Genomic DNA, 211 nt, shown 5'->3' with positions numbered 1-211 from the left:
GCCGATGTAGCTCAGCTGGCTAGAGCAGCTGATTTGTAATCAGCAGGTCGTGGGTTCGAGTCCCTCCATCGGCTCTTAATAAAAAAGATCTTTCATTTTGAAAGGTCTTTTTTCTTTTTATAGATTGTCCCGTTCTGAAATAGCGATACACTAAAACCTTAGTGTAATGAAAACACCAGAAAACAGTGGGTATGTAAAGCGTACTCAAAAA

At 39.8% G+C, this 211-nt stretch carries 1 tRNA gene; it reads left to right on the top strand.

Annotation, left to right across the window (positions count from 1 at the left end):
• Positions 1-74 (top strand) — tRNA-Thr (locus tag ACGK9U_RS16185).
• The last annotated feature ends 137 nt before the right edge of the window (positions 75-211 follow it).

The organism is Mariniflexile sp. HNIBRBA6329 (assembly GCF_043558645.1).
Taxonomy (GTDB): Bacteria; Bacteroidota; Bacteroidia; order Flavobacteriales; family Flavobacteriaceae; genus Mariniflexile.
Note: the sequence above shows the minus strand (reverse complement) of the source record. Positions and strands in the feature narration are given on the sequence as shown.